This is a genomic window from Bacillus sp. BP-3 (assembly GCF_028401955.1).
GTDB lineage: Bacteria > Bacillota > Bacilli > Bacillales > Bacillaceae_G > Bacillus_A.
The window spans coordinates 166,791-190,473 of sequence record NZ_JAQOTJ010000004.1 but is presented as its reverse complement, the minus strand read 5'-3'; the positions used below and the strand labels follow the sequence as shown (position 1 = coordinate 190,473).

General features: G+C 34.6%; 28 protein-coding genes. 26 read left to right on the top strand and 2 right to left on the bottom strand.

What is annotated here, in order from left to right:
• Positions 1 to 392: 392 nt before the first annotated feature.
• From PLX19_RS08605 to PLX19_RS08485, 25 genes are all read left to right on the top strand, one after another.
• Positions 393 to 1,130, top strand: coding sequence for a DNA-methyltransferase (locus PLX19_RS08605; RefSeq protein ID WP_272188350.1), 738 nt, complete (start codon positions 393 to 395; stop codon positions 1,128 to 1,130).
• 569 nt (positions 1,131 to 1,699) lie between these two features.
• Positions 1,700 to 1,867, top strand: a complete 168-nt coding sequence (locus tag PLX19_RS08600) for a hypothetical protein (protein WP_272188108.1) — start codon at positions 1,700 to 1,702, stop codon at positions 1,865 to 1,867.
• A 227-nt stretch (positions 1,868 to 2,094) separates the two neighbouring features.
• Complete coding sequence (locus PLX19_RS08595) at positions 2,095 to 2,316, top strand: hypothetical protein (protein WP_272188107.1); 222 nt, start codon at positions 2,095 to 2,097, stop codon at positions 2,314 to 2,316.
• On the top strand, positions 2,313 to 2,648 hold the full coding sequence (locus PLX19_RS08590) for an HNH endonuclease (RefSeq protein WP_272188106.1): 336 nt from the start codon (positions 2,313 to 2,315) through the stop codon (positions 2,646 to 2,648). The genes PLX19_RS08595 and PLX19_RS08590 overlap by 4 nt, the downstream gene beginning before the upstream one ends.
• 121 nt (positions 2,649 to 2,769) lie before the next feature.
• Positions 2,770 to 3,081, top strand: coding sequence for a P27 family phage terminase small subunit (locus tag PLX19_RS08585; protein ID WP_272188105.1), 312 nt, complete (start codon positions 2,770 to 2,772; stop codon positions 3,079 to 3,081).
• Positions 3,078 to 4,745: a terminase TerL endonuclease subunit gene (locus PLX19_RS08580; protein ID WP_272188104.1), complete on the top strand. Its 1,668-nt coding sequence runs from the start codon at positions 3,078 to 3,080 to the stop codon at positions 4,743 to 4,745. The genes PLX19_RS08585 and PLX19_RS08580 overlap by 4 nt, the downstream gene beginning before the upstream one ends.
• 11 nt (positions 4,746 to 4,756) lie before the next feature.
• The gene (locus PLX19_RS08575) at positions 4,757 to 5,917 is read left to right on the top strand and encodes a phage portal protein (protein WP_272188103.1); all 1,161 of its coding nucleotides are present in this window, start codon (positions 4,757 to 4,759) and stop codon (positions 5,915 to 5,917) included.
• Positions 5,901 to 6,683, top strand: coding sequence for a head maturation protease, ClpP-related (locus tag PLX19_RS08570; RefSeq protein WP_272188102.1), 783 nt, complete (start codon positions 5,901 to 5,903; stop codon positions 6,681 to 6,683). Before PLX19_RS08575 ends, PLX19_RS08570 begins: the two co-directional genes overlap by 17 nt.
• 19 nt (positions 6,684 to 6,702) lie before the next feature.
• Positions 6,703 to 7,857, top strand: coding sequence for a phage major capsid protein (locus PLX19_RS08565; protein ID WP_272188101.1), 1,155 nt, complete (start codon positions 6,703 to 6,705; stop codon positions 7,855 to 7,857).
• Positions 7,858 to 7,869: 12 nt separating this feature from the next.
• On the top strand, positions 7,870 to 8,163 hold the full coding sequence (locus PLX19_RS08560) for a hypothetical protein (protein ID WP_272188100.1): 294 nt from the start codon (positions 7,870 to 7,872) through the stop codon (positions 8,161 to 8,163).
• Position 8,164: 1 nt separating this feature from the next.
• Complete coding sequence (locus PLX19_RS08555) at positions 8,165 to 8,518, top strand: phage head closure protein (protein ID WP_090911753.1); 354 nt, start codon at positions 8,165 to 8,167, stop codon at positions 8,516 to 8,518.
• 6 nt (positions 8,519 to 8,524) lie between these two features.
• A complete protein-coding gene (locus PLX19_RS08550; RefSeq protein ID WP_272188099.1) occupies positions 8,525 to 8,887 on the top strand; it encodes an HK97 gp10 family phage protein in 363 nt (120 codons plus the stop codon).
• A complete protein-coding gene (locus PLX19_RS08545; protein ID WP_272188098.1) occupies positions 8,884 to 9,201 on the top strand; it encodes a hypothetical protein in 318 nt (105 codons plus the stop codon). Before PLX19_RS08550 ends, PLX19_RS08545 begins: the two co-directional genes overlap by 4 nt.
• The gene (locus PLX19_RS08540) at positions 9,202 to 9,789 is read left to right on the top strand and encodes a major tail protein (RefSeq protein ID WP_272188097.1); all 588 of its coding nucleotides are present in this window, start codon (positions 9,202 to 9,204) and stop codon (positions 9,787 to 9,789) included. It abuts the gene before it with no gap.
• A gap of 4 nt (positions 9,790 to 9,793) precedes the next feature.
• The gene (locus PLX19_RS08535) at positions 9,794 to 10,138 is read left to right on the top strand and encodes a hypothetical protein (protein ID WP_035436812.1); all 345 of its coding nucleotides are present in this window, start codon (positions 9,794 to 9,796) and stop codon (positions 10,136 to 10,138) included.
• Between the two features lie 266 nt (positions 10,139 to 10,404).
• Positions 10,405 to 11,649: a hypothetical protein gene (locus PLX19_RS08530; RefSeq protein WP_272188095.1), complete on the top strand. Its 1,245-nt coding sequence runs from the start codon at positions 10,405 to 10,407 to the stop codon at positions 11,647 to 11,649.
• A gap of 265 nt (positions 11,650 to 11,914) precedes the next feature.
• The gene (locus tag PLX19_RS08525) at positions 11,915 to 14,035 is read left to right on the top strand and encodes a phage tail protein (RefSeq protein WP_272188094.1); all 2,121 of its coding nucleotides are present in this window, start codon (positions 11,915 to 11,917) and stop codon (positions 14,033 to 14,035) included.
• Positions 14,036 to 14,038: 3 nt separating this feature from the next.
• Positions 14,039 to 14,866, top strand: a complete 828-nt coding sequence (locus PLX19_RS08520) for a phage tail domain-containing protein (RefSeq protein ID WP_272188093.1) — start codon at positions 14,039 to 14,041, stop codon at positions 14,864 to 14,866.
• A 15-nt stretch (positions 14,867 to 14,881) separates the two neighbouring features.
• Positions 14,882 to 16,831: a hypothetical protein gene (locus PLX19_RS08515; RefSeq protein WP_272188092.1), complete on the top strand. Its 1,950-nt coding sequence runs from the start codon at positions 14,882 to 14,884 to the stop codon at positions 16,829 to 16,831.
• A 1-nt stretch (position 16,832) separates the two neighbouring features.
• Positions 16,833 to 20,684, top strand: coding sequence for a phage tail protein (locus tag PLX19_RS08510; RefSeq protein ID WP_272188091.1), 3,852 nt, complete (start codon positions 16,833 to 16,835; stop codon positions 20,682 to 20,684).
• A complete protein-coding gene (locus PLX19_RS08505; RefSeq protein WP_272188089.1) occupies positions 20,668 to 20,838 on the top strand; it encodes a hypothetical protein in 171 nt (56 codons plus the stop codon). The genes PLX19_RS08510 and PLX19_RS08505 overlap by 17 nt, the downstream gene beginning before the upstream one ends.
• A gap of 128 nt (positions 20,839 to 20,966) precedes the next feature.
• Positions 20,967 to 21,200 carry a hypothetical protein gene (locus PLX19_RS08500; protein ID WP_272188088.1) on the top strand — a complete coding sequence of 78 codons (234 nt, stop codon included), beginning with the start codon at positions 20,967 to 20,969 and terminating at the stop codon, positions 21,198 to 21,200.
• Between the two features lie 63 nt (positions 21,201 to 21,263).
• Positions 21,264 to 21,503: a hemolysin XhlA family protein gene (locus PLX19_RS08495; protein ID WP_272188087.1), complete on the top strand. Its 240-nt coding sequence runs from the start codon at positions 21,264 to 21,266 to the stop codon at positions 21,501 to 21,503.
• Positions 21,504 to 21,511: 8 nt separating this feature from the next.
• On the top strand, positions 21,512 to 21,718 hold the full coding sequence (locus tag PLX19_RS08490) for a hypothetical protein (protein WP_272188086.1): 207 nt from the start codon (positions 21,512 to 21,514) through the stop codon (positions 21,716 to 21,718).
• Positions 21,718 to 22,737: a GH25 family lysozyme gene (locus PLX19_RS08485; RefSeq protein WP_272188085.1), complete on the top strand. Its 1,020-nt coding sequence runs from the start codon at positions 21,718 to 21,720 to the stop codon at positions 22,735 to 22,737. Before PLX19_RS08490 ends, PLX19_RS08485 begins: the two co-directional genes overlap by 1 nt.
• Before the next feature lie 43 nt (positions 22,738 to 22,780).
• On the opposite strand, the gene PLX19_RS08480 is transcribed toward PLX19_RS08485, so the two are convergent.
• The gene (locus PLX19_RS08480; protein ID WP_272188084.1) at positions 22,781 to 23,083 is read right to left on the bottom strand and encodes a contact-dependent growth inhibition system immunity protein; all 303 of its coding nucleotides are present in this window, start codon (positions 23,081 to 23,083) and stop codon (positions 22,781 to 22,783) included.
• A gap of 130 nt (positions 23,084 to 23,213) precedes the next feature.
• Here PLX19_RS08480 and PLX19_RS26160 point away from each other — a divergent pair, with 130 nt between their 5' ends.
• Positions 23,214 to 23,303, top strand: a complete 90-nt coding sequence (locus tag PLX19_RS26160; protein WP_442869039.1) for an IS3 family transposase — start codon at positions 23,214 to 23,216, stop codon at positions 23,301 to 23,303.
• A 29-nt stretch (positions 23,304 to 23,332) separates the two neighbouring features.
• Here PLX19_RS26160 and PLX19_RS08475 read toward each other — a convergent pair whose 3' ends face one another.
• Positions 23,333 to 23,674, bottom strand: coding sequence for a hypothetical protein (locus tag PLX19_RS08475; RefSeq protein ID WP_272188083.1), 342 nt, complete (start codon positions 23,672 to 23,674; stop codon positions 23,333 to 23,335).
• Positions 23,675 to 23,683: the final 9 nt, after the last annotated feature.

The following is a 23,683-nucleotide window of genomic DNA, read 5'->3' as shown; positions in this document are numbered from 1 at the left end:
TAACATGACTCGCAAGGATACTTTTATAATTTAAACGGCCTTTTTGTATTATGGTTAAGTTCTTGATTTCCGATAGCTTCGATGTTGCAGATTGAATAAACATTGAAGTATTGAAGAGCTTTTGCTCTTCTTTCAGTCGCTAACACCGAGATCACATGGTATGTACTAACAGGGAAACGCATATGCAGTGGCGATTGAAAGAGGTGTAAAACCTCCTTAACTAAAAAATATGGAGCACACATGACTTGTCTATTTATTTAAAACTGTTATCCGATTGGGTAGCAGTTTTTTACTTTCTTTGATTGATAGTAAAACTTCATTTACCGTATTTATAGTAGAGCAGCTAATTCATGTTGCTCCTTTTTATTATGCCAAAAAGGATGGTTACAAAATTGTTAAATCAAGTTCTTAATATGGATTGTCTAGAAGGAATGAAAATGATAGAGGATAAATCAATTGATATGATTTTATGTGATTTACCTTATGGAACTACATCTTGTAAATGGGACAGCATCATTCCGTTTGATCTGTTATGGGAACAATATGAAAGGGTTATAAAGGATAATGGCGCGATTGTGTTAACAGCAAGCCAACCGTTCACAACAAAGTTAATTGCTTCTAATATAAAGTTATTTCGTTATGAATGGATATGGAAGAAGGGAAATCATGTAACTGGATTCCCAAATGCAAATAGAATGCCATTAAAGAATCATGAAAATGTATTAGTATTCTATAAAAAGCTACCCAAATATTACCCACAGGATTTAATTTTGTTAGATAGGCCGATCAAAAAGAAAAGAATAGCTAACATTGGGGTATTTGGTAAAAGAAATAATGAATCCTTAAATAAGGTACATGTAAAGAAATATACTAACTATCCAAAGTCAGTTATTGATTTCCCAAGGGAAAGTAAAACATTTCATCCAACTCAGAAGCCAGTAGCATTATTTGAATATCTAATTAAGACTTATACAAAAGAAGGTGAAACGGTATTAGATAATTGTATGGGTAGTTTTACAACTGCTATTGCATGTATTAATACTAATCGAAATTATATCGGCTTTGAGATGGACGAAGAGTATTGGAGATTAGGAAATGAACGTGTTCAAGAGCAATTGAAGGATAAGTGAGAAAGCATCCAATTGTTTGCTTTTTTATTTGTAGAATTTAGTAGGATTTAGTAGTTTTTTGTCGAATGAAATGATTAAGAGTGTGAAAAATATAGGAAATGAGGAATGATATCATGACATGGTTAAGTTTCTTTATCGGATATATTGTAGGTACAATTATTTGTTTAATCATTATGATTCAATTTCTTAAAGCAAAAGAAGTAGACAAACGGGATACAAGATTTTAGATTATTGCCTTATTTTTGAATAAATTAAAGCATCTAATACGTTTGCTTTTTTCACACTTTGAGAAGGACGAGCATATACTGCTTGTACACCGTTTAACTTTTGTTAAAAGGAATCTCGTAATCCCAATTCTTGCCCATACCCAAAGAGGAGCGCTTGCGGAAACAGGTGCTCTTCTTTTTATTATGTGAAAATTACATAGTTATAGAGAAGGAATGGTATAAATGATATGGTTAAGCTTCTTCATTGGCTATGGTGTAGGTACACTTATTTGTTTAATTATTATGATTCAATTCATCAAAGCAAAGGAAGTTAAGGAATTAGATTGATAAGGGGTGATGGTAATGCGTGAGCATAAGTATCAAGTGTTGGATAGTGAGACTACTTCCTTTTATTCTGACACTAAACATTTTGGAATGGATATATCTGCTACTTTCTATTGTGAGAAGTGCCTTGATATTCAACAGCGTGAGAAGCGGATTGATACAGGTGTGAGTGAAGTCAATGATTAGACATTACTTAATCAACACATTAGTCAATTGGCATAAGAGCATCGAAAGATTCCATGTGAATTACTCTTTACAACTCTTGAAAGAACAATTGTAAATGAGTGATGAGGAAGCATTGAAAACTTATCAAGAAGAAGTCGTACCGCTATTATCAGTTGGTTATAACTGGTATGAATATAAACATCCAAAGTTACGTGAATTATTAGGAGAATGGTAAGGAGTGAGAAAAGATGCAATTAACTAAACTTGAGAAAGCAATTGTAATTGGCGCATTCGTTCAAGGACTAGGTGAGGAAGTACTTAAGAACAACACAGATAATCATTTATTAAAACAATTGGATGAAGAACTAGAAAAGATAATTAATAATTCAACGCCAAACCAAATGATAGAAGCTAGTGCAAGTGTGATAGAGAAATTCATTTGTGGTTTATTTGAAGATAAAGAACAATGAACGAATATAAAACCAAACAACAGAAGCGTAAGTTCTATGACAGTGGTGAATGGAAACAACTACGTGAAGAAGTAAAGAAGCGTGATAACTACGAATGCCAAGAGTGTAAACGCAATGGTCGTGTTCGTATTGATATGAATGAATACAGTGAAAGTGCCAAGCGTAAGAAGATACAGTTAGTTGTCCATCATATAAAAGAACTCGAACATCATCCAACACTTGCATTAGATATAGATAATCTAGAAACAATCTGTGTGGATTGTCATAACAAAGAACATGGAAGAACGTTTAAAAAGAAACAGAATAAATGGGAACACGATGAAAAGTGGTAAAACAATTTGAAAGTAATCCCCCCCTTAAAACATTTCACTCTTTTTTCGTCTAAGGGGCACCGGAGGAGGGGGTTAACTGTCAGGTTTTTTTCGAATTTACACGCGTAAGGGGGGTGGGTAGATGGCCGTTAGTATTACAAAGTTGAAAGAACAGTTAATGAACAGTATTGATACTACGGATTTGGTCGAGGTCGAAAAGGTAGAAAGATATATTGATCTAGTTAAAGCATTTAGAAAAATTAATAAAACGATTACTAAGGAAGGTGAGTCCGTAACAATTAAAAACGGATCGCAAGTTTTTGTTAAGGCCCACCCTCTTATCAGTGAGAGGAATAAAATTAACAGTTCTTTAATTGCTTTAGGAAGGGATATAAAGTTTGTTCCTAAAGCGGGTGTTCCTAATTCGGGATATAGTACAAGTGATTTAATATGATTAGGAAAAAGTACGTTGATGAATACATTGAACTTTATCGAAGTGGAAAAGTAAAGTTCAACAAAGAAAGAGAACTGTTAATTGAATATCTAGAAAAATATGTTTTGAACAGAGACGATTTGTATTTTGATGATGAAATGATTGAGAAGTGTATCCGCTTTGGTGAGAAGTGGTACTTCCAATTGCAATCATTTCAGAAATTCTTAATAGCATTCGTCTTTTTATTTTATAAAAAAAATGGACGTGTATTTTATCGTAAATTCTTATGGATGCTTGGGCGTGGTGGTGGTAAAAACGGTTTAATATCTGTCATCATTCACTTTTTAATTAGTGAAATGCATGGTATTCCGGAGTATAACATTTCCGTTGTTGCAAACAGTGAAGAACAGGCGAAAACAAGTCCTGATGAAGTTCATAAATGCGTTAAACGAAACGAAATATTACAGCGAGCATTTAAAACAACATTAACTCAAACTGTTTCTAAAGCTACAGGAAGTGTATTGAAGTTTAGGACATCAAACGGAGATACAAAAGACGGTTTGCGAGATGGCGCTGTTGTATTCGATGAAATACATCAATATGAAAGTAATAAAGATGTTCGCGTCCACATCAGCGGCTTAGGGAAAAAGAAAAATCCACGCGAATTTTACATTGGTACAGATGGATATGTACGGGACGGATTTTTAGATAAGCAAAAAGAAAAAGCGATGAAAGTTTTAAATGGTGAAGCCCGTCCGAATGCTATCTTTCCATTCATTTGTAAATTAAATGATGAAAAAGAAGTCGATGATATCGATAATTGGGAAATGGCGAATCCAATGTTATCTCAGCCGTTAAGTGAGTATGCTGAAGGCTTACTTGAAACGATAAAAGAAGAGTATGAGGATTTAGAGGACGATCCAAGTAACCGAGAAGAGTTCATGACAAAGCGAATGAACTTACCTGTTACAAATTTAGAACGATCTGTTGCAAAATGGTCAGAAATCCTTGCTACAAATCGCCCGTTTCCTGATTTATATGGTCAAGAATGTATTGGAGCGTTAGACTTTGCGAGTATGCGAGACTTTGCTGCATGTGGACTTTTGTTTAGAAAAAATGGCGATTATATTTTTAAAACACATTCATTTGTACGTAAGGAATTTGTTGATATTTACTATGGTTATTCAAAAAAAGCTGGTGAATATAAAAAACAAAAATTCGCACCAATTAAAGAATGGGAAGAACAAGGGCTGCTAACAGTTGTGGATGAACCAACTATTAATCCGCAACACATTGTTGATTGGTTTGTAGAAATGCGGGAGAGTTATGGGCTTAAAAAGATTATAGGAGATAATTTCAGATTAGAAGCTATAAAACCATTATTAATAGCAGAAGGTTTTGAAGTGGAAATCATAAGAAATCCTAAAGCAATTCACAGTTTACTAGCACCACGTATTGAAATGGCCTTTGCGAATAAACAAATTATTTTTGATGATAATCCTCTTATGCGTTGGTATACCCAAAACGTATTGGTTGTTATCAAGGGTGATGGTAATAAAGTGTATGAAAAGAAAGAACCAGTACGTAGAAAAACTGATGGATTCCAATGTTTTGTACATGCTCTTTATAGAGCTGATGAGATACGAGAATCAACAGAGTTCCTAATAGGAGATATTAAATTCTAATAAAGGGGGTGATGACAATTGGATGGATCAGCGATGTATTAAACAAAAATAAAGAAATAGCATTTATGTTTGATGTAGATATGTTCATCGATACAGCGAACAGAGTTCACATGAAGCGACTTGCGATTGATACATGTATATCTTTTTTAGGAAGAACAATTAGTCAATCAGAATTTAGAGTTAAAAATGGTGAAGCATTTGAAAAAAATGAACTTTACTATCGATTAAATGTTAGACCTAATAAAAATATGACAGCAAGTACCTTTTGGGAAAAGTATATTCACAAGCTTATTTATGATAATGAAGCTTTAATTATACAAGCTGATGACGGTGATCTACTTATTGCGGATGACTTTCAACATAATGAATATGCTGTTTTTGAAGATACTTTTACGAATGTTATGGTAAAAGATTATGAATTTAAGAGAAGTTTTAAACAGAGTGAAGTTATCCATTTGAAATATCGAAATGATAAATTATCACCACTTATTGATGGACTTTTCACTGATTATGGCGACTTATTCGGACGGATATTAAATTCTCAAAAGCGTAAAAATCAAGTTCGTGGCACAGTTGATATGGACATGATTGGCGCCAAATCGCAAGAACAGATAGAAAAGTTACAAAAGTTTATAGATGACATGTATCAGGCAATTGGTAAGAAAGATATTGCTATTGTCCCACAACAAAAAGGGATTGAGTACAAAGAAGTTTATAACGGTTCTGCTAATGGTCCTAGTGTGGAAGAAATAAATAAAGTAACAAATGGTTTTTTAAATCAAGTAGCTATGGCAATGGGTATACCTACGGCTTTGATATATGGTGAAATGGCTGATGTAGAAAAACAAACGAAAAATTACATGCTATTTACAGTAAATCCGTTACTCAAGAAACTTTCAGATGAAGTGAACATGAAATTCTTTGAAATGAATGAATATCTTGAGGGGCAAAAGATTGAAATTAAAGCTGTTGCTTATCAAAGTATATTTGATCTTGCAACAAGTATCGATAAACTTATTTCTTCAAGTGCATTTACAGGAAATGAGATTCGATTAGAAGTAGGATATGAAGTTTCTGATGATCCTAACTTAAATACACATCATATCACTAAAAACTATACGAAATTAACAGAATCTGAAGGAGGTGGGAAAGTAAATGACAGTGAAACTTGATATTAAAGGACCAATCATTTCTAGTGATGAAGCTTGGATTTATGAATGGTTTGAAATGGATGCAACAAGCCCAGGTATGGTTGCAAAAGAACTTACTAATGCCAATGGTGAGGATTTAATTGTTTCAATTAATAGTCCGGGTGGTTATGTACATGAAGGATCAGAGATTTATACAGCATTAAAAAATTATTCTGGTCATGTGGAAGTTCAAATTGTTGGTTTAGCTGCAAGCGCGGCTTCTTTCATTGCAATGGCTGGTGATACAGTTCGAATTTCTCCAACAGCACAAATTATGATTCATAACGCTTCTATGTGGAATGGTGGCGATCATAGAGGAATGGAAAAGGCTGCTGAAATGTTGAGAACTACGGATAGAGCCATTGTGAATGCTTATGTCATTAAAAGTGGTAAATCTGAAGAAGAATTGCTAAATATGATGGCAGAAGAAACATGGATGGGAGCGCAACAGGCACTAGAAAATAATTTTGTGGATGAAATCATGTTTATGGAGAATCCAGTTAAAATGACAGCTTCAAGTGCTGTTTCTGCCATGATTCCACAGAAAGTAATCGATGGTTTTAGAAATGGAACACTTAATAAAGGTAAAACTGAAGGGATTACAAAAGAAGATTTAAACACTGCATTATTAGGGCTGAAAAACGAAATTTTGAATGATTTACAAATAAATACAGAATTACAACCAAAGGAGCCAAATCCTAAACCTGTAAAAAACAGTGGGATTAAAGGGCTTCTTTTAAATTTATAAAAATTGGGGGAAACACATAATGGTCATTAAATTTAATAAATCTGAAGCATTTAATAAAGCGAAAGCAAAATTAACAGATGCTTTAACCAATGCAGAAAGCACAGAACAAGAACAAACGGCAGCCTTTGAAAATTTCTTTGATGCAATGCAAACAGATGTGATTAATACAGTTCGTAATCAAGTAAATGATGAAATGTTAGATCGTTCTATTCTTCAACAACGAGGTCAAAACGTATTAACGGCAGCAGAAACAAAATTCTTTAATGCTGTTGTACAAGAAGGAGGATTTAAAGACGGTTCAATTCTTCCAGTAACTACGCAAGAACGTGTATTTGAAGACTTAGTTAAAGAACATCCATTGCTTGATGCTTTAGGACTACAAGATTTAGGGGCAGTTACAAAGTTCATTTATTCTGATGCAACAAAAGCGTATGCATGGGGCGAATTGTTCGGTGAAATTAGAGGACAAGTTAACGCAGCGTTTAGAGAAGAGAAAATTGGTCAACTTAAATTAACTGCATTCGCAGCTATTCCAAACGATATGTTAGAACTTGGGCCAGAGTGGGTTGAACGTTATGTTCGAACTTTATTAGTGGAGTCTTATTCTGTTGGTTTAGAGTTTGGTTTTGTAAATGGTGGCGGATCAGTAGCGCATCAACCTGTAGGTTTAATGAAGGATGTAAATCCGTCAACGGGCGCAGTTACTGATAAAAAATCATCCGGTACATTAACATTTGCTCCTTCTGAACATGGTGAAGTAATTGCTGGGGAGCTTTATGAAGTGGTAAAAGCTTTATCTGTTGATGGAAAAGGAAAATCTCGCAAAGTGTTAAATAAAATTGTGATGGTTGTCAATCCTGTGGATGCTATTGGAGTACAAGCACGAAATACAATTCAAACTGCAAATGGTCAATGGGTGATGGCATTACCTTATAACATTCAAACCGTAGAATCAGAAGAGGTTCCAGTAGGAAAGGCGCTATTTTTTGTACAAGGTCAATACCTTGCAGCAATTGCAGGCGGATACAAACTTAAAAAGTTTGATCAGACATTAGCAATTGAAGATGCAACGCTTTATACAATCAAACAGTTTGCTAATGGTAAACCGAAAGATAATAAAGCGGCTCTTGTATATGATTTAAAGATTTCATTTACACCACCAGCAACTAAATAAGGAATGATGTGAATGAATACAGTAATTTCAAATGAAATATTACAGCAATTCAAAGATAGGATGCACTTAGGTGATGAGGAAGATGATAACCTAAAGCGCATCCTTTCTACGTCTAACAAGGCATTACTTAGGGTTTGTGGTGATTATGATTTAAACGCTAACGAGGAGTTCAAGGAATTAGTCTTTGAACGCTCTCGTTATGTTTATAATGATGCACTTGAGTATTTTGATAATAACTTTTTAAGTCAAATTAATAGTCTTAGTATCGAAAAAGCATTAGAAGAAATTAAAGTGGACGGTGAATGATATGCGTCCTTTTCAATATAAACAGCCATTAAATACAGGAGATTTCAGAAATAAAATTATTATTGAACAGCCTGTAACAATAAAAGATGATCTCGGTCAGGTTATTGAAATAGATTGGAAAGAATTAAAAAAAGCTTGGGCCATGATAAAAACATTAAAAGGATCAGAATATATTGCCGCTTCGTCTTCACAAGTAACACTAATTTATAGGTTCATTATCCCCTATACTTTGGGAATTACAGAAGAGATGCGGATTAATTTAAAGGGGCGTATCTTTGACATTATTGAACCACCGATAAATGATAATGAAGAGAATAAAACATTAACCATCATAGCTATGGAAAAGATGGGGTGAAGTATTATGGTTAGTGTTAATGACTTAGCTAATGAAATCGCTAGACAAGTAGAGCTATATACAAGAGAAGTAGAAGAAAAAGTAGAACAGGCAGCTGATGATGTAACGAAAGAATCTGTAAATAATTTAAAAACAGCAGGTGGCTTTGATGATAAATCTGGTGATTACCGCAAGGGATGGACACGTAAGAAAGTAAATGGTGTATGGGTTGTTTATAACAAAAAACATCAACTTACACATTTACTCGAGCGTGGACATGTAATTGCTGGTGGTACTGGCCGATCGCGGACATTTCCGCATATTGGACCAGAAGAACAGAAAGCCATCTCTGAATTTACAGATCGCGTTGAAAGGGCGATACAGGAATGACATTAGCAGAACTATTAAACATTTTGAAAGCTACAGGTTATCCTGTGGCTTATTCGCATTTCACAACAGCACAAATGCCCCCGTATATTTGTATTCTTGTGGATGGTTCAGCCAATTTAATGGCTGACAATAAGGTTTATCACAAAATAAATGATATCAATATTGAGCTTTACACAATAAAAAAAGATTTGGCCGCAGAAACAAAGCTTGAAAGTGTCTTAGATGAACATGAGATTCCTTATGATTCCCCATTTGAGACATTTATTGAATCAGAGAAATTATTTCAAAAATTTTATGAAGTGAGGTTGATATAAATGAATGAAAACAAAGTAGCTTTTGGTCTGAAAAATGTCCACTATGCACTCTATGAAATTAAAGATGGTGTAGTTACATTCAGTACACCGATTCGATTACCAGGTGCGGTTGAATTAACGTTTGATCCACGAGGGGATTTAATTGAATTCTACGCGGATGACATGCTTTATTATGCTGCAAGTAATAACCAAGGTTATGATGGAACGCTATCCATTGCGACTATTCCGGAACAATTTGCAATCGATACATTAGGGGAGGAATTAGACGAAGAAGATGGTGTATTAAACGAATTAGCTGATGCAAAAGGAAAACCATTTGCATTATTATTTGAATTTGATGGCGATGTACGAGCAACGCGCCACGTTATGTTTAACTGTTCAGCAAGTCGTCCAACACTTGCATCTAAAACGAAAACAAATTCAGCGGAGCCGAATACAAATGAACTTAAATTTGTATCAAGCCCTATTGATATTAATGGAAAACGTATGGTTAAAACGAAAACTACAACTAAATCAAAACAAGAAATTTATGATAATTGGTACAAAAAAGTGTATACAAAAGTACCTGCATTACAAAAAGGAGCGTAATTAGATGGAAAAAACGATTGTAGTAGACGGTAAGCAAGTTCGATTGAAAAGCACAGGTGGAACTCCTAAGCGATATAAAGCGCAATTTGGAAAGGACTACTTTTCAGAACTAATGAAACTATATCCGCTAATGAATGTAGATATGAATGATTTAGATAATATGGATTTCAGTTTATTGGATATGGATGTTTTTTATAACTTTACTTATGTTTTGGCGAAAACAGCAGATCCGACAATTCCAGATCCAATAACTTGGTTAGATACATTTGATGAGTTCCCAATTTATGAAATCATTCCAGAAATTCAAGATATGTTAATGGCTTCTATGCAATCTAAAAAAAAGATGTAAGCAATGAGCAAGGGACTGATGATGGTGAGGGATTTACCACTGAGACATTCCTTGCATTGTGTTATAAATGTAAGCTTACAAGTTCAGATTTAGACGAAATGACAATTGGTATGTGCCTGGATTACATTAGTGAATATATTGAATTGAAGAATCCGCAAAAAGAAAAAGTGAGAAGAGCGAATCAAAAAGATTACGATTCATTCTAAAGATGACTACCTATACAAAATGGTGGTCATTTTTATTTTTTATAAAAAGGTGGTGAATGTGTGGATAAATCAATAAAAGGGATTACGATACAACTTGGTGCAGATACAACTAAATTAGGTAATGCTCTTAAAGATGTTACAAAGCAATCTGTGGCTTTATCTCAAGAACTTAAACAAGTTGAACGAGGATTAAAATTTAATCCTGGAAACACTGAATTACTAGCTCAGAAACAACAATTACTAGCTGAACAAGTAACGGTAACAACTGAAAAGCTAAATAAGCTGAAAGAAGCACAAACACAGATCAATCAGAAGTTCGCGGAAGGCAAGATATCGCCAGAACAATATAGGGCGTTTAACCGTGAAGTAATCGCAACTGAAAATCACCTAAAAAGCTTACAAAACTCTATGAAAGAGATGGAAGCTGAAGAAGGGCGTATAGCTACTTCCACAAAACAACTAGAAACATTATTTCAAGCCACAGGAACAAGTGTAGACAACTTTGCTAGTGTTTTAGGCGGTAGGCTTGTCAATGCAATTAAAAGTGGAACAGCATCATCTAAACAACTTGACGATGCCATTAATAAAATCGGTGTGGAGGCATTAGGAACGAGAACTGACTTAGAAAAAATGAAGCAGATTCTTGCAACTATTGATGATGGTAATTCTGTAGAGAATGTAAGAAAAGAATTATCCAAGTTATCACAAGAAGCAGAACAAACAGGTAAAAAGTTTAAAGAACTTGATATCGATTTAGAAAATATGTTAGGTGCAGCAGTCGCTGGCGGTGGAATTGATAAAGCTATTGAAACAGCATTAGATTCATCAAAATTAAAAACGAAAATCGATATATCTTTTGATGTACCTGAATCATCTAAGAAGTCGATTGAACAAGCCGTAAGAGGTATTGAAGCGTATGGACTTGATGGGGAAGAGGCACTGGAGGGCGTTCGTAGACAATGGGCGTTGAATAAAGATGCTTCTGACGAAACGAATGCAGCTATTATTAAAGGCGCAGCGACTATCGCTTCAAATTATGCTGGTATTGATTTTAACGAGCTGATACAGGAAACAAATGAGATTGGTACAACATTAGGCATAACTAACGAAGAAGCACTAGGTCTAGTTAATCACCTTTTAAAAGTTGGATTCCCTCCCGAACAATTAGATATCATTTCTGAATACGGAGACCAAATGATTCAAGCGGGTTTTTCAGCTGAAGAGGTCCAAGCTATTATGGAAGCTGGCATTGATACTAAAACTTGGAATATTGATAACCTATTGGATAAAAAATTGTCCCTATGAGTGGCGACATTTATAGAAAACTCCTTTAATTCAGTGGAACTCTCAAAAAGAGACAATACTGAGCGAAGCCTTTAATAAAGGAACGTGCAACGACTAGTTGAAAAACGTAGGGTGTAAGCCAATGACATCCGAAATGGGGAGCATCTTATATAAAGATGATGATATAGTCTGGTCTGTATAGTGATATACAGAAGTTCATAAGAGAACTGGTAGGATGTTGCGAATCCTGTTGAACATATCGGGTGTTAAAGAAGGTCGTATCAAAATGGCTGAGTTTGGTCAAGGTGTCGACAAAGCTATGCAAGCAGTTTTAGATAAAACAAATATCTCAGCAGATCAGTTCGAAAAATGGGGTCAGGCCATTGCTGGCGGTGGTGAAAATGGACAAAAAGCGATGCTTGAAGCAACCAAAGCACTTGCTGGTGTTGAAGATGCAACCGTAAGGAATCAACTTGGAACGAAGATGTTCGGTACAATGTGGGAAGACCAAGGGAAGAAAATCATTGATACCATTCTAAAGGCAGAAGGTAAACAAGTTGATTTAAAAAAGGGAGTAGAAGATCTACACGGTTCTACTTCTAAATTAGATGCTTCACCAGCTGTGAAGATGGGAAAGGCGTTTGGAGATTTAAAAATGGCTCTTGAACCTGTATTAGGTGTTATTGCAAATGTAATTAGTAAATTTGCAGAATGGATATCTGAAAATCCTAAATTAGCAGCAACATTAGCTGCTATTGCTACAGTAATTGGTATTATATCTGGGGCCATATTAGCATTAGCACCAATATTTATAACGTTGTCTAGTATAGTCGGTGTGCTTGCTGGTGCATTTGGTGTTGCCACTGGCGTAATGTGGGGGATAGTTGCAATTGTTCCAATTATTATTGCAGCAGTTGTAGCACTGGTTGTTACAATCGTTAAAAACTGGGATTCTATTAAACAAAAGACAATTGATATATGGAATTCAATTATTGAATTTCTTTCTAACTTGTGGAAGGGGATTGTGGATACAGCTTCGGATATTTGGGGTAAAGTCGTAGAAGTCACGATGAATGTTTGGAATGGAATCAAGGATTTCTTTACTGAACTTTGGAATGGCATTGTAGAAATATTTACATCTGCTGTAAATGGAATTCGCGACTTCTTTATTCAAGCATGGACAACCATATCAGAATTCTTTATGAGCATATGGAATGGTATTGTTGAGTTCTTAACACCAATTCTTCAAGGTATAGCTGATTTCTTTTCAATGATTTGGAACGGAATTTCAACTGTTATACAAACTGTTTGGAATTTCATCGCACAGTATTTACAAGCGATTTGGACGGCTATTTTATATTTTGCTACTCCTATTTTTGAAAGTGTAAAACAGTTTATTGTTGATACTTGGAATACAATCAGTTCTACTACAAGTGCAGTATGGCAAGCAATAACAGATTTCTTATCATCGGTTTGGAATGGACTTGTTAGTTTTGTTACACCAATATTTGAATCTATAAAGAATTTCATCCTATCAGCATGGAACACAATTAGTTCAACAACAAGTGCAGTGTGGAATGAAATCATTAGTTTCTTAACTGGATTATGGAATGGGATTGTTTCAACTGCAACAAGCATTTTCAATGGAATTAAAGATGTTGTTGTAAATGTGTGGAATTGGATTAGTAGTACAAGCAGTAGTATTTGGAATGGAATTAGCTCCGTATTATCAAACGTTTGGGGTGGCATTAAATCAACAGCATCATCCACTTGGGAAGGCCTAAAAGAAGCAATTATGGGTCCCGTTCGTTGGGTTACTGGTGCGGTCGAAAGTGCATTCGAGGGAATGAAGTCAGTCGTACTTGGCGTATGGGATGGTGTTAAAAGTGGAATTAAGTCTGCAATAAATGGAATTATTAACATGATTAATGTATTTATTGATGGCTTTAATACACCAGCCAATTTATTAAATAAAATACCTGGTGTAGATGCACCAACTATTCCACATGTTCCGATGTTGGCTACAGGTGGTCATGTTCTTGGAGATGGTCAATTCATAGCGGGTGAAGCTGGCCCAGAGTTATTCACTAAGAAGGGAAACAAGGTATCTGTTACGCCATTATCATCAAGAGAGAAATCGCTTGGTATCACAGGTACAATTAAAGAATTAGTTGCGAATATGAACCGTACTATGGCTAGTAACATACAATCACTAAGTGAAAATGCAATGCCTGTAACGAATGTTTCATATGCAGGAATGCCTGGTATAGATTCAACTCCAAAAGACACGGTTATACAACTTACTGTAGATCAGCCTATTATTGTGGATGGTCGTACAGTGCAGCGAGTTGTACGAAAAGAAACTATTCGTGAGGATAATATAAACTTTCTAAAAAGGGGGCAATAGTAAATGCCAGATACAATAATTTTATTTAAGAATGGACAAACTTGCTCCCTTAAAAAAGATTACAATGTAGAAACTTTAGAATTAACAGTAGATCCACCTCAAAAAGAATCAGACAAGATGAAAATAAAAGGACAGTTTGGTGTTCGTCATTACAATAAAAGCTATACAGAGCGAGGGTGTCAATTAAGGGTTCTTGTGGATACAGGAGATATTGAGGGAGTATATGAAAAAAGAAATGAACTATATGCTTTATTTGGTAGGTTAGAAGATTTTTATATTATATATTCAAGAGAACCAGGAATACGAAGACGTGTTGAGTATGAAAATATGAAAATTAACCGTCCACCTGGTTCTTTATTATTTGAAATTATTGTTGAGTTTTCTATATCTGATGGTTTTGGTGAAAGTATCTTTAGGTCATTAGATGCGAAGGAATGGGATATGAATAAATTCGCTTGGGGCATGGGATTAGAATGGGATGATAAGTACGATTACACATTCAAGGAGAAAATATTTTATTTTAAAAACATCGGTTCCATGGAAATTAACCCAGCCCAACATGATATAACATGGCGTATTAAATGTGATCCACGCTATTTAAAGATTACTAATTTCACTACTAATGACTCATTAACAATTTATAATCCTAGTGCTGTATCACAAGGAATCATTGTTATAAAAGGTCTTCATATAGAAGATGAATATGGTCGTAATTTGGTACGCCATGCTGATGCAGGTGAAATACATCTTGTTTCTGGCATAAACCAAATAAAAATTGAATCGTCTACATTCCATTGGTGTGAAGTAAATACGAGATTCTATTATTTATAGAAAGGAGCGAATGCCATGAGTCTATCAAGAAAATATTATATAAATACTCTTATATCTGCCGATGAACGGAAAGAATTAAATTTAGAAATAGATAACGTATATGTAGAGCTTGTGAACAACAACAAATTTATTACTACAGTTCAACAAGCTCTTTTAAATTTGACAGAAAAAGAAGCTATGGATGTTACCAATTTACAAGCTTCAATAACGAATGGTGATACAAATACTTTAAACGTAGTTAAAAAACTGATCTCTGATTTTTTAGCCGCAAATCCATCAAATTTTGATGAGGTAGTGGCAGCCAGATTAGGCGAAAAGACTTTATATGATTTTAATCAGAAGATAAAAACCAAACTTGATAATACAGATATCTTTCAACAAGTTAAGGTAACTGACAATACAGGTCTTGCTTTATCGGTGACAGATACCAATGAATTAATAGGTAAATCAGGATTTTTTAGATATGCAGCAGGAGCGAAAGGGATGCCAACGGGAAGTACTGACGGAGTTGGTTTTTTTGTTTCTAATAGTAAAACGGACGTTTCAGCTCTTGCAGTAGATAAGACAACGAAACGTTTATTCTTACGTTTAGGAACAGAGTGGAAGTCATTAGCTTTTGAAGGTGCTTATGATGATATTAAACAAGAAGTATTGAATGTGAAAAGTACTCACTCTTCGTTAGATGTAGCAATCAGAGCGATGATTCCGTATAACAGTGTCAATTATTACGGAAACGATAATGCAGCCTTCCAAAAAGCTTTAAATGAATCAGCCGGAAAAACGTTAGATGTGCCAGCAGGAACATACACAATTGGAGATTTAGAAATTCCAAGTAACATTAGCATTCGCGCAGATCCGAATGCTGTTTTTAATTTAAAGGCAGGAAGTACAACGTTCTTTACAAACAAAGATACAGTAAATATCGGCGGATATGATAAAACAAGAAGTATCGTATTTAAAGGTGGCGTATTTGATTTTAAAAAGACAAAAGATGTAAAAGCATTTGTGTTATCTCATTGCCAAGATATAAAAGTAGATACAAAAATTATAAATGGCGGAGAATCACAGGCATACTTTTCTTTGAATGCTGTAAAAGATTCAGAAATAGACATAGAAGCCGTGGATTGTACTGCCACAACATCGACGGGTGCAACAGTAGGTATTTATGTATTCAATGATAAAAACACGCTTATGAACCAAAATACAAAGCCTTATGATATGACACCATGCGACAATGTAACTGTGATTCTTAAATTAAAGAATGTGAAAAAAGGTTTAGTAGAAATTGGTCCCGTTGACAAAGTGATTCATAAGAATATCACTTATAACGTTCAGGGTGAAAATGTATTAGAAGAACTTGGATTGTTCAATAATATGTCTTATTTCAAAACAGAAAAGGTAATTGGTAATGATATTGGTCATGGGTTAGTATTTCAAATATTTAATGATACTTGTGGGGATTTCACAATTGAAGGCGTAAATATTCGCAATGGTAAAAGTAAAGAAACATCGCGTGGCATTTGGTTCAAATCAAAAGAAGGAGATAATGCACCACAATATCAGAATGTCAGAATTTCAAATCCTGTTATTAGATCATTTTCGAAAGGAATTGCAACAGATTATGGTTTTGGTGTTAAAATCAACAATCCAGACATTCAAGAATGCTGGGAAGATGGTGTATGGAATTACTTCACTTTAGACTGGGCCTTAATTGGTGGAATGGTCAAATATAACAATAAAAATGGCTGGGATTCACGTGCTGATGTCCATATAGGAGAATTAGCTATTTCCAGTGGTAATAAAAAAGTATTTAGATCAATCCTTGCAAATGTACAGGCTAGAACCGTACGAGTAGAAAATTTACAAGATAGCATTATTAATAATGTAATCATTAAAGTTGGGGCCTTCTCTCAAGTTGGTTCTAATCACAATAATCAAATCAATGTTTTAGAAGTGGGTTGGTAGTATGAAGCGAGTGGAAAGACCTAAGATTGAACAGTTATCAACGGGTGAACAATTTCATTTAGTTGATATGAAACTTTTTGAGGTGATAGAGGGCAAGAACGAACCGTCCTCTATTCGCTTTGAGGTTCCAGATACTGATAAGAATAAGCGTGTTTATCCGTATGTAGAGGATAGGAATCTACTTATCTTTGAAGGACAGTACTACATTATTCTAGTCAACCAACAAGATGAACTTGGATTTAAGGACTGTGATGCAATTCAAATTGGTGCTGAATTATCTTTACAAACACAAGAAAAAAAGGTAACTGGATATTTCTCTATAGAAGAAGCGTTATCACATACCTTTCAAGGTAGTAACTTCAAATACATCAATCATTGCTCGAAAAAAATACAATTACAGTTCGATAACTTCGGTGGCGAATCTCGAATGAAAATGATCCGTAAAGTACTAGAACGGTTTGATATTGAATGTATTTTCGATAATATGACCGTTATCTTTGCGGATCGCATTGGCAAAACGACAGACAAGCTATATAAGTTTGGTTATAACGTGAATGCCATTAAGAAAACAACAGATGATAGAAATTGTTCTTTCTCTGTTTGGTTATTAGGACATACTCCTTCAGAAGAGGAAGGTGGTGGTCCACAATTTACGTATTATTATGAATCGCCATTGAAATATAAAATGCCGGAACTAATTCGATACAGACAAGCTGAAAACATTGAAGATGACAAAATTAAAGATAAAGAAACAGCGAAGAAACGTTGTGAAGAGGCTGTAAATGATATTCCGGTTGTTTCTATTACTGTGGACCACAAAGAAGCTAATTTCGATGATTCTAATGAACCTAAGGTTGGAGATAAAGCAATCCTTCAACATCATAAGTACAATATGGATTTTGATGTGCGCGTTGTAAAACGTACCCGTTATCCATATGAACAGACACCAAATAATTATGAGTTTAGTAACAAACGAGATGAACTTGTGGACCGTACTGAAGAACAAAAGAAATGGACGGCTGATATTCTTTCTGTAGTAAGAGAATTGGATCAAAGGTTATTAGAGGAATCCAATAACTATACAGACCGTATCAATGCTATGACAGATAAAAAAGCAGAAGAAGCCAAGCAAGAAAGTGAAGCAGCAAAGAAACTTGCGGAGCTTGTGAAAGAAAACCAAAAGAACTTTCAAACTACTATTATTGAGAGTAATACGGAACCAACAACTAATCTTGAACCAGGTAAAACGCTATGGCTGGATACCTCGAAAGGGAAACCAGGGATTCTGAAAAAATGGAACGGTATAACGTGGGATATAATCGTTCCAGACGTTGATGGTGCAATCAAGGCTTCTGAGGAAAAAACAAACAAGGAAATACAACAAATTTTATCTGATATGCAAGACCTAGCTGATAAAGAGTGGCTTGATAGTCAATTAAAAGACAAAGCTGATAAAAGTGGTGTTTATACAAAAGAGGAAAGTGATAAAAAGCTTGAAGGTTTTGTGAGTAAACAAATATACGAAACAGATAAGAATGGAAACATTAAGAAGTTTGATGACATTAGCACTAAGTTTACACAGACAGATACAGCTATCAGTCAAATGGCAACAAAGCAAAGTGTTACTGATTTTGGTAATAATGTATCACAAGTCAGTAAAACAGCTAATGAAGCAAAACAAACAGCAGAAGGAAATACCCGTACTATCTCAGATATAAAAGCAACTGTGGATGAACAAAAAACAACCGTTGGAAATCTGTCTAAAAAAACAACCGAGATTGAAGAAAAGGCTGGGCAAATTACTGAGAAATTAACGAGCGTTGAACAAAAACAAGGTCAATTCGAACAGAAAACAGCTGAATTAACCCGTACAACGGATTCTATTAAACAGAGTGTAGAAAGTATTTCTAAAACACAAACAACGCAAGGTGAACAAATCAAACAGGCGCAATCCACACTTGAGACACAAGCTGAAGCTATCAAAGCAAAAGTGTCTATTACCGAAGTTGGTAACTATGTTAGCAGCATAGGAATGGATAACTTGATCAAAAATTCATTGTTGAGAAAAGATGCAAGCCATTGGACATTGGGAACTAGTGTTACACGAGATACAGTTACGACTTACAATGGTTGTTATAGTATTTTGTCTAATCAAAGTAATTTAGCTGCAGATTCCTGGCGAGGTGCAACAAGTGAAAATGTTCCTGCATCAGAAGGTGAAAATTTTGTTATGTCTGGTTGGTTTATGACTGATGATAAAAGTAAATTTGATAAAGGCGCAATCATTTGTATTAATTTCTATGATGCTACAGGAAAAAGAATATTTTTTCCAGGTTCCAATATCGCTTTAGAAAACAACGTTTGGAAACAATCGTTTTTAACTGCTAAAGCACCAGCAGGAACCGCAGCTGTAAATGCGATGTTCTTTGTATCAAGAAATGGTAAGTTGTGGGCGTCTAAAATGATGTTACAACGTGGAACAAAACCATCTGAGTTTACTGAAAATGCAATGGATGTAGTTGGTAGAGATGAGTTACTCGGACAAATTGCTGAAAAAGTAGCGACTGCCGACTATAACAAGAAAACAGAGCAAATCGACCGGGATATTTCTGCAACAAAAGAAGGAATTAGCCTTGCAGCTAAAAAGACCGAAGTATATACACGGGTAGAATCCGATGGTAAATATGCTACAGGTGCTTATGTGAAAGAAATGGAAGCACGTATCAGTGTTACTGAAAAAGATATTCTAAGTACAGTTAGAGTCGGTAATGTAGTTTCGAGTATTAACCAAACAGCTGAAGCAATTAAAATAGAAGCGAAGCGTATAAATTTAATTGGTGCAGTAACAGCAGAATCAATTGCAGGTAAGTTTTTAGAAGGTATCACTATTAGAGCAAAAGATCCAAACGATGGAAACAACTTTTCAGAGATGTCCAATGGTAAAGTTTTTACACAAGGTTTTGTAACTCCAAGTGAGTCTAACACATGGGCGAAGAAAATTGTTACGGGTTTGGAAAAAGGGCTTTTCTATAGTAGAGGATATAAAGAAGATGGTGGATTAGCAAACTCCGTAGAAATTGGATCATGGGGAATGAAGTTTAACAATGGCAATGATGGTGGATCATATAATGGTAGAATGTTTGTTTTAAATGATGCTGGTCAAAATAAAAATATTACTGCTCAAACATATGACTCAGGTATGGGATGGAGACCAACGATTACACTTAGTAATCCTGAAAAAAGCGAATCTTCATTGTTATCAACGCACGGAATCATTTTCCGGAATTTTAGTAACGGTACAAATTATAAGAATGAGTGGATTGCCGAAAGTGGCGGTTCACATTTAACTATGTATAAGTCAATGTTATGTTGCGATGATGGGTGGGATGGAGATTTTCAAGTTAAAAATGCAAGTGGTTCTGGTCCAAAAGGTATAGCAGCAGCTGCATTCCGAAACTCTTCACAAAGAAAACTAAAAACAGGAATTAAAGATTTACAATTTAGTGCCTTAGACGTTGTTATGCAAGCCGAAATAAAAGAATATTACTATAAATCTGATATGGAAGAACTTTATAAAAGACGTGCAGAACGTAAAGAAGATGATGAACTATTAACTATAAATGATATCAATATTCACTATGGTGTTATAGCTGATGATGCTCCATCGCAATTGACAGATAAAAATCGAACTGGTGTTGATGTATATGGAATGGGCTCCATTAACATGGCTGCATTAAAAGAACATGTAATTGAAGATAAAGAATACAGAACAAAAACGGAAGATAGATTAACTAAAATTGAAGAAATATTAAACAAAATAGAAAAGGTGATTAACAGTGAAAATAACAGCTAGTGCAGAAATGTACGCAAAAGTCGTGGAAGAACAACTAAGTGCGGTTACGCACGACAAAAACATTTATCTGGCTCGCGTAATCGAACTAGAAGCACAAAATCAAAAGTTAATAGAAGAAAATGAGAAGTTGAAACCAAAGTCTGCTAATAAGTAAGGCTTTTTTATTTTTTAAAACAAAATACGGCTTTAGTGTAAAATAATTGGAACACATTCACCATGAAAAGACTTGTCTCATAATATATAGGGATTATATTATTTGAAGTATTTTAAGGGTGTGAATGCATGGAGAACTTAGAAGACTTAAAAAAAGAATTAGAAAATTTAAGATTAGAAAACAAAGAAGTCATGAGGGATATTCGTAATATAGAAACTCGTGTAACCATTAGCGAAAAAGATATCACTACAATCAATAAGCAATTAGAGAAAATTAGCACAAATACAACTTGGATTTTAAGAATCATAGTTAGCTCTATTATCATGGGAATATTAGGATTGTTAATGAAGGGCGTATTGTAAGATATTGATTGTACTTAAAAGAGGGACAAACGTCTCTCTTTTTATTTGAAAGGTGGTGATGACTTGGAACAACCAAAACATGATGAATTCAGAGAACTACTAGTTGGATTAACAAGGGTAGAAACAAAACTTGATTTACTCGGAAACGTGAAAGATATTGCAATTGAGGCGCAACAGTCAGCAAAAAGCGCACATTTGCGTGTAGATAAACTGGACAAGCTTGTATTTTGGATTGGTACAACAGTTATTGGAGCTATTATCACTGGTGGGATAATGGCTCTTTTTAAATTTGCAGGAAAGTAGGAGATATTATGAACAAAGAAAATATTAAAAAGCGTTTGCGCAACTGGAAAACATGGGTTGCGCTTTTTTCATGCCTTGGATTAATGCTACCTGTTTTTGGTGTTAAAGGTTTTGAAGGCGATTTAGAAAAGGTACAGCAAGCTGTTTACTTATTCGGCATTGCTTTAGGTATTTGGTCAGATCATGAAGAAGTTCAAAAAGGAGAGAATAAATAATGACAAAAAATATTATCGATATTTCAAAATACAATGACTCTATTAATTGGGACGTAGCTGCTCAAAATCTTGATTTAGCAATCTGCCGTGTACAATATGGTTCAAATAAAGCTGATTATTTATACAAACAACACGTTGAAAATTTAGAAGAACGAGGCATTCCACACGCTGCTTATGCATATGGCTGCTATGTATCTGTGGAAGATGCAATTGTTGAAGCAAGAGACTTTATGGCTCGTGTTAGTCCTAACGCTAAATTTTTAGTACTAGACGTTGAAGACGACACTCTATCAAGCTGTGGAGGTACTAATCTAGCAAAAGCTTCACAAGCGTTTATAGACACGTTAAAAGCAGAAGGATGGAAAGTAGGTTTCTATGTATCTCATCATATGTACGACTCTTATGGATTACAAAATGTACAAGCTGATTTCTTGTGGATTCCTCGCTATGGAGCAAAGCCTGCATATGCATGCGATATTTGGCAGTATGCTGATAATGCAACTGGTGGGTATGTGGAAGGTATCGGCAACTGTGATGTAAATAAACTTATTGGTGATAAGTCACTAGAATGGTTTATAGGAAATGATTCTCAACTTGCTCCTCCACAAGAGGAAGTTTTAGGGTACCTTACAACGACTGCTGATGTAGCTAATATTCGTAAAGAACCTAATGTAAATGCACCTATTATGCGACAAACTACAAAAGGACAAGGGCATACGTATTATGAGTGGTCATACGATGGATCTCATTTTTGGTACAAAGTAAATTCTGATAATTGGATGAGAGATGATGTTTGTAAAATCAATAAGGACGGAAAAAGTAAAGGTGTCGTGTGGGTTAATGCAACTGATGTTAACCTTAGAAAAGGTGCGAGTACTGGTGATGTTGTTATCAATAAAATTACAAAGCGTTCCGCTTATGACGTTCATTATCGTTACGAAAATTGGATTTATGTAACTGGTGAAGGTGTAGAAGGTTGGATGTATTTTGATGAGCCTTATGTAAATTGGCTTAGATAAGACGAGAGCCGGCTCTTATGAGTCGGCTTTGTTTAGTGTAATTTTATTCTTTATCTTTTATAGATTCCTTTAGTATTTCAAGGGTCTGCTGTAACCATTCTATAGCTGTTAAGTTTAATGCAGGGAAATAAATATAAGTTTTATATGTAATAAATTCCTCTTTTTCACTATCAGTTAAATTACCGTTTAAAAATGAAAGTATATCATTTATAGTATTTTCGATACAGGTTTTATTAACTTCCATTATAAATTCACTAAGAGCTTCCTCAGGTGATTCCATGTCTTGGTGAAATGTTCCTGCAAAAAAATCACCTAATTCTTTATAAGGGCTATATTTACTTTCCATATAAATTCTCTCCTCTACTTTTCTGGATATCCTGTAATAATAAAACTTTCTTGGTTATCTTTTTTTCAAAACAATCACAGCATTTTCCAGTAGGGTGTTGTTATTTTATCTTGTTTAATTAAACGTTGGAATACATAACTACAATAACAAACGAATTAAAGCTAAACTAAAAGACATGAACTCGGTACAATACCGAGCCCATGCCAAAGAAATAGCTTAATATGAATTTCTTCATAGAAACTAATTTTTTTAGTTGTTATCTTTATAAACTTTTTGTGCTTGTCCCCAAACTTCAATTAATTTTCTTAATTCGATTGTTTCTATTTTACATATATTAGGATCGTGGATAGAATATAAATCGACAATTATGGTCTCATCTTTTTTTACTTGAACTGCACATAATATACCTTTAAATTCATTATATTCTTTTAAGTTATTTAATACTTCATCAATCTCTTGCAACCACCATTTAATTGGAATACCTTGTATATCGTTTTCTAAAAATGTTGCCACAATTTCTAGTCCTTTTGGTAATTCTATTTTTAAAGAATCTAGATCTTCATTTTTTGTTATAGTATAGTTATATTTCATTTTTTGGTA

What these genes read in the sequence shown, in the direction of transcription:
- PLX19_RS08600 (WP_272188108.1), top strand. Translation starts at nt 1,700, where the DNA reads ATGCGTGAGCATAAGTATCAAGTGTTGGATAGTGAGACTACTTCCTTT.
- PLX19_RS08595 (WP_272188107.1), top strand. Translation starts at nt 2,095, where the DNA reads ATGCAATTAACTAAACTTGAGAAAGCAATTGTAATTGGCGCATTCGTT.
- PLX19_RS08590 (WP_272188106.1), top strand. Translation starts at nt 2,313, where the DNA reads ATGAACGAATATAAAACCAAACAACAGAAGCGTAAGTTCTATGACAGT.
- PLX19_RS08585 (WP_272188105.1), top strand. Translation starts at nt 2,770, where the DNA reads ATGGCCGTTAGTATTACAAAGTTGAAAGAACAGTTAATGAACAGTATT.
- PLX19_RS08580 (WP_272188104.1), top strand. Translation starts at nt 3,078, where the DNA reads ATGATTAGGAAAAAGTACGTTGATGAATACATTGAACTTTATCGAAGT.
- PLX19_RS08575 (WP_272188103.1), top strand. Translation starts at nt 4,757, where the DNA reads ATGACAATTGGATGGATCAGCGATGTATTAAACAAAAATAAAGAAATA.
- PLX19_RS08570 (WP_272188102.1), top strand. Translation starts at nt 5,901, where the DNA reads ATGACAGTGAAACTTGATATTAAAGGACCAATCATTTCTAGTGATGAA.
- PLX19_RS08565 (WP_272188101.1), top strand. Translation starts at nt 6,703, where the DNA reads ATGGTCATTAAATTTAATAAATCTGAAGCATTTAATAAAGCGAAAGCA.
- PLX19_RS08560 (WP_272188100.1), top strand. Translation starts at nt 7,870, where the DNA reads ATGAATACAGTAATTTCAAATGAAATATTACAGCAATTCAAAGATAGG.
- PLX19_RS08555 (WP_090911753.1), top strand. Translation starts at nt 8,165, where the DNA reads ATGCGTCCTTTTCAATATAAACAGCCATTAAATACAGGAGATTTCAGA.
- PLX19_RS08550 (WP_272188099.1), top strand. Translation starts at nt 8,525, where the DNA reads ATGGTTAGTGTTAATGACTTAGCTAATGAAATCGCTAGACAAGTAGAG.
- PLX19_RS08545 (WP_272188098.1), top strand. Translation starts at nt 8,884, where the DNA reads ATGACATTAGCAGAACTATTAAACATTTTGAAAGCTACAGGTTATCCT.
- PLX19_RS08540 (WP_272188097.1), top strand. Translation starts at nt 9,202, where the DNA reads ATGAATGAAAACAAAGTAGCTTTTGGTCTGAAAAATGTCCACTATGCA.
- PLX19_RS08535 (WP_035436812.1), top strand. Translation starts at nt 9,794, where the DNA reads ATGGAAAAAACGATTGTAGTAGACGGTAAGCAAGTTCGATTGAAAAGC.
- PLX19_RS08525 (WP_272188094.1), top strand. Translation starts at nt 11,915, where the DNA reads ATGGCTGAGTTTGGTCAAGGTGTCGACAAAGCTATGCAAGCAGTTTTA.
- PLX19_RS08520 (WP_272188093.1), top strand. Translation starts at nt 14,039, where the DNA reads ATGCCAGATACAATAATTTTATTTAAGAATGGACAAACTTGCTCCCTT.
- PLX19_RS08515 (WP_272188092.1), top strand. Translation starts at nt 14,882, where the DNA reads ATGAGTCTATCAAGAAAATATTATATAAATACTCTTATATCTGCCGAT.
- PLX19_RS08510 (WP_272188091.1), top strand. Translation starts at nt 16,833, where the DNA reads ATGAAGCGAGTGGAAAGACCTAAGATTGAACAGTTATCAACGGGTGAA.
- PLX19_RS08500 (WP_272188088.1), top strand. Translation starts at nt 20,967, where the DNA reads ATGGAGAACTTAGAAGACTTAAAAAAAGAATTAGAAAATTTAAGATTA.
- PLX19_RS08490 (WP_272188086.1), top strand. Translation starts at nt 21,512, where the DNA reads ATGAACAAAGAAAATATTAAAAAGCGTTTGCGCAACTGGAAAACATGG.
- PLX19_RS08485 (WP_272188085.1), top strand. Translation starts at nt 21,718, where the DNA reads ATGACAAAAAATATTATCGATATTTCAAAATACAATGACTCTATTAAT.
- PLX19_RS08480 (WP_272188084.1), bottom strand. Translation starts at nt 23,083, where the DNA reads ATGGAAAGTAAATATAGCCCTTATAAAGAATTAGGTGATTTTTTTGCA.
- PLX19_RS08475 (WP_272188083.1), bottom strand. Translation starts at nt 23,674, where the DNA reads ATGAAATATAACTATACTATAACAAAAAATGAAGATCTAGATTCTTTA.